5 protein-coding genes and 3 pseudogenes are annotated in these 4593 nt (G+C 38.8%); 4 read left to right on the top strand and 4 right to left on the bottom strand.

Annotation, left to right across the window (positions count from 1 at the left end):
- Both DYY66_RS14435 and DYY66_RS06475 read left to right on the top strand, forming a co-directional pair.
- Positions 1–333: pseudogene (locus DYY66_RS14435) on the top strand (porphobilinogen synthase); the annotation flags it as partial.
- Entirely contained in the window at positions 330–641 is a 312-nt protein-coding gene (locus tag DYY66_RS06475; RefSeq protein ID WP_166287244.1) for a hypothetical protein, read from the top strand. The pseudogene DYY66_RS14435 and the gene DYY66_RS06475, both read left to right, overlap by 4 nt.
- Here the strand turns inward: DYY66_RS06475 and DYY66_RS06480 are convergent.
- Together DYY66_RS06480 and DYY66_RS06485 are read right to left on the bottom strand one after the other, a co-directional pair.
- Positions 638–880, bottom strand: a 243-nt coding sequence (locus DYY66_RS06480; protein ID WP_394352595.1) for an HD domain-containing protein, incomplete at its 5' end; no start/stop codon positions are given. The genes DYY66_RS06475 and DYY66_RS06480 overlap by 4 nt on opposite strands.
- 1 nt (position 881) lies before the next feature.
- Positions 882–1278: pseudogene (locus tag DYY66_RS06485) on the bottom strand (HD domain-containing protein); the annotation flags it as partial.
- Positions 1279–1720: 442 nt separating this feature from the next.
- Between DYY66_RS06485 and DYY66_RS06490 the strand changes: the two are divergent.
- Both DYY66_RS06490 and DYY66_RS16200 read left to right on the top strand, forming a co-directional pair.
- The coding region (locus DYY66_RS06490; RefSeq protein ID WP_218583636.1) for an acyl-CoA dehydrogenase family protein at positions 1721–2881 on the top strand (1161 nt) is incomplete at its 3' end.
- A gap of 28 nt (positions 2882–2909) precedes the next feature.
- Complete coding sequence (locus DYY66_RS16200) at positions 2910–3260, top strand: acyl-CoA dehydrogenase family protein (RefSeq protein ID WP_166287253.1); 351 nt, start codon at positions 2910–2912, stop codon at positions 3258–3260.
- On the opposite strand, the gene DYY66_RS06500 is transcribed toward DYY66_RS16200, so the two are convergent.
- Positions 3257–4306: aspartate aminotransferase family protein (locus tag DYY66_RS06500; protein WP_166287270.1), on the bottom strand; the 1050-nt coding region annotated here is incomplete at its 5' end. The genes DYY66_RS16200 and DYY66_RS06500 overlap by 4 nt on opposite strands.
- A gap of 1 nt (position 4307) precedes the next feature.
- Positions 4308–4548 (bottom strand): annotated as a pseudogene (locus tag DYY66_RS16205) (aminotransferase class III-fold pyridoxal phosphate-dependent enzyme); the annotation flags it as partial.
- Between the last annotated feature and the right edge of the window lie 45 nt (positions 4549–4593).

Consider the following 4593-nt stretch of genomic DNA (forward strand, 5'->3'; position numbering starts at 1 on the left):
GACAGAAAGACCTACCAATTGCCGTATACCAATCCAAAAGAGGCAATGAGAGAGGTAGAGACTGACATACAAGAAGGAGTTGACATTGTCATGATAAAACCCGCACTTGCCTACCTAGACCTAATTTCAATGACTAGGGAAAAATTCAATGTACCAATTGCAGCATACAGCGTCTCAGGGGAATATGCCCTTGTCAAGGCAGCTGCCATGGCAGGATACATTGATGAAAAAGAGGTTACATTAGAAATTCTTACTGCGATAAAACGTGCGGGCGCAGACATGATAGTAACATATTTCTCAAAGGGTGCGGCAAAAACACTCAACGAGAGATGAGAGAAGACCTAACATTTGAGATAACGCGTGCATATGACTTGCTGCCACATGTGGTGGGAGCAAGTTGGGCATCAGTATGGTTTCGCATGAATAGAATACACAGACCTACAAAAGAACAATTTCGAGAAAAAGTTGCTGAATATTTCAAAATGTTAGAACCTATCACCAACGCATTTCCTGCAAATGAAAATTTCACAGAGATGACTGCTTACATCAAAGACAAGCATGCAGATGAAATCAGGAGAATTTTGACTGGCAATAATTCTGAGATTGAAAAAAGATACAAGCGATATGTAGATTACGGCTAGATCTCTTCTTTTAATTCATCAAGAAACTTTTTCATGACCTTGATTCTCTTTCTTGCTTCAATTTTTCCTGTCTTGGTGTTCATTATCTTTTCAATCAACAAGAGTTTTTTGTAAAAATGATCCAAGGTCCAGCTCTTGTCATCTGGGACACGTTTACTACAAAATGGATCATCAGTATTGTAAAATGGCCTTTTTTCTGCACCACTAACTGAGAATGTTCTTGCTATTCCTATTGCACCNCTGGTGTACGTTTGATACAAAATGGATCATTGGTATTGTAAAATGGCCTTTTTTCTGCACCGCTAACTGAGAATGTTCTTGCTATTCCTATTGCTCCAAGTGCATCTAGCCTATCTGCATCTTGGAGTATCTTTCCTTCTAGTGTCTTTGGTGTGATGCCTCTTGAAAAACTGTGGTCTCTTATTGAATCAGATATGATATCAATCTGTCCCTGACTAAAATTATATTTTTTTAAAATCTTTCTTGCTTCTTGTGCACTTTCTACTGAGGAATTTTTCGAACGAGGATCAGATTTTGGATATGAAATTATATCATGTAATAACACTGCGGCTGTTACGATTCTGATACTTGCTTTTTCCTTTCTTGCAAGCATTGTTGCATTCTTGAGCACTCTCATGATATGTTCAAAATCATGAGCCACGTCGTTTTTTTCAAGCCTCTTTCTGACCTGTTCTTTTAATTTTTCAAACTCCAATTTGGTCACTGATGTGAATTGATTTTATAAATTAAGGTCATGAGGGTCAGTTCTGATTCATGCCATTGATGAAAAATCCTTCAAATGTGATACAAAAGAGCAAATAATTCCAAACATTTCGATCCTAGGTCCCAGTTATGCAAAAAATGGCAACCAAGTACAATATATTTATAAATTAAAATCATGTATAAATCCTGTGAGCACCAAAGCGTGGAAATGTTATAGATGCAATCTGACCTTTACAGATGAATCCCACGCTGCTTTGCATGAAGATCTATCAAGACATAATGTAAGAGAGATCCAAATAGTAAAAGTATAGAAACTAAAACGAAATGATAATTCTTGAGGTTGGCTGAACAGAATCATGTCTTACTCTAACGTATCCAAGATGAATTTTGAAGTCTCAGAAGAACAGAAAATTTTTCTTGACAAGATAGACCGAGTCTGCAGATCCATTAGGGATTATGAAACAAGATGTTATCTAGATGAAAAAATAAACGACCGAGTAATTCCAGAATTTGGAGAAATTGGAATGCTTGGCTGCCCCATATCAAAAAAATATGGTGGTCTTGGATATGATATTCTCACATATCTTTTTGCAATAGAACGAATAGGAAGAGAGGGAAACTCGCTTCGCACATTTTTTTCTGCACATATATCCATTGGACAAATGGTATTACAAAATTGGGGAACTGAAGAGCAAAAAAAGAAGTATCTTACAGATACTACAAATGGAACCAGCATAATGGGTTTTGCACTAACTGAGCCTGATGCAGGAAGTGATCCTGGAAGGATGACAACAAAATTTGAAGAACATGGAGATAATTATGTACTCAACGGAACAAAACACTGGGTAGGAAACGGAACATTTGCCAAAGTTATAACAACATATGCAAGAGGTCCTGATGGAAAGATTTCTGCATTTATTGTAGATACAAACTCAAAAGGATTTACTGCAGAAGAGATGAAAAATAAAATGGGATTGCTTACTGTAAAAAATGCCGAGATTACTTTTGAAAACTGTCTTGTTCCAAAACAAAATCTCCTTGGAACAATTGGAAATGGCCTCAGTGTGGCATTTAGTGCACTAATTGATGGTAGATTGAGCGTGGCAGCAGGGGCAGTTGGTGTGATGAAAGACTGTCTTGATGAATCCATAAGGTATTCTCAGAAAAGAGAACAGCACGGCTCAGTTCTTGCAAAAAAACAGCTCATTCAGGAACATATTGCTACAATGATTGTAAATATAGAAAGTTCAAGATGGCTTGTGTATAGGGCAGGCGCGGCAAGACAAAAACTGCATGATTATGTTGAAAATCTCAAAGAACATGATGCAAATTGGATATCTGCACTAAATCGGGAAAACAAGGAATACTCTACTCTTAGAAATAGGGCAGACAGACTTGCCGCCATTGCCAAACTGCATGCCACAAACGCAGCCCTTGATTGTGCAAACAGGGCAGTTCAGATATTTGGCTCCTACGGATATCAGAAAACAAGTCGAGTTGCAAGGCATTTTCTTGATNGTAAATATCGAAAGTTCACGATGGCTTGTGTATAGGGCAGGCGCGGCAAGACAAAAACTGCATGATTATGTTGAAAATCTCAAAGAACATGATGCAAATTGGATATCTGCACTAAATCGGGAAAACAAGGAATATTCTACTCTGAGAAACCGAGCAGACAGACTTGCCGCCATTGCCAAATTGCATGCCACAAACGCAGCACTTGATTGTGCAAACAGAGCAGTTCAGATATTTGGCTCCTATGGATATCAAAAAACAAGTCGAGTTGCAAGACACTTTCTTGATTCTAGAGCAATTGTAATCTATGAGGGTGCAAACGAGGTACTCAAACTAAAGATAGCGTCACTTGAAATGGGTGACAAGTATGATGCATACTAGGTCTTCATCAAAACTTTGTGCATGATGTCAAGACCCTGATGGATCTGCTCTTTTGTAATTATAAGTGGCGGTATGATTCTCATTGACTTTTGTCCTGCACCCAAAGTTAACAGGCCATGCTTGAACAATTCTCCAAGTTTTTTGTCACGGTGTGCTGTTGAATCAAACTCTATGCCAACCATCAGGCCCAATCCCCTAACATCCACTACTCCTTTTTTTCCTGTTATCTCCATCAAACCGTTCTTGAGTATGCTACCCATCTTTGTTGCGTTCTCTAGCAACTTGTCTCGTTTTATTACTTGAATAACTCGTGAGCCTACTGCCATGTCTATTCTGTTTCCTCCTCCCCATGTACTTGATAGAACTGATCTCTGACCTGGATCAAATTTTTTGTCAAATGCTGTAGCCCCTATCTGTAATGCTTTTGCAGTGCTCATTATGTCCGGTTTGATACCATAGTGCTCAAAGGCCCACCATTTACCAGTGTGCCCTATGCCTGATTGGACCTCGTCTAAGATGAGAGGCACTCCATATTTTGTTGCAAATTTTCTCAGTGATGAAATGAATTTTTTACTTGCAACATTGTATCCGCCTTCTCCTTGGATTGTCTCAGTTAAAATGAATGCCACCTTGTTCTCTTTTAGGATCTTTTCTGCAGCATCAATCTCTGGGTCATTGTCATTTATACAAAACTTGATTCTCTTTGATGGAAATTCAGGAAAGTTAAATTTCTGGACCGGTCTGCTAAATGTAAAACTTAGAGCCCCCAAAGTTCTTCCATGGAATGCACCGGTGCATGAGATTCCAGGAAGTGGACCCATCTTCCTATATGCAATCTTTATTGCATTTTCTACTGCTTCGGCACCACTATTTATGAAAAATGTCTTGAATCCTGATGGTAGTATACTTGAAATGTTTTCTGCAAGGTCTGCATGTTCTTGGCAGTAAAAATCCTGCCCTGCTATCTTGTATGCTCCGTTTGATGAGTACTGGGCAAGTATATCTTTGATATCAGGATGGGAATAGCCTAAAGGACATGCGCCTATNTTCCATTTGATGCGTACTGGGCAAGTATCTCTCTGATATCAGGATGTGAATAACCTAAAGGACACGCGCCTATGTTTGATGTAAAATCAAGATACTTGTTACCGTCAATGTCTTCAATGATGCAATTGTGTCCGTGGGAGACAACCAGGGAGTACACGAATGTAGAATCATAGGCATGTTTTCTCATGGTATCAATAACGCGCATAGATTTTGGGCCCGGTATCTTGTCAATTGGTTTCATCTCTTACTGTATGAATGGAAAAATTTTCTAATAAACACTAGTATG

Source organism: Candidatus Nitrosotalea sp. FS, from assembly GCF_011319475.1.
Taxonomy (GTDB): Archaea; Thermoproteota; Nitrososphaeria; order Nitrososphaerales; family Nitrosopumilaceae; genus Nitrosotalea.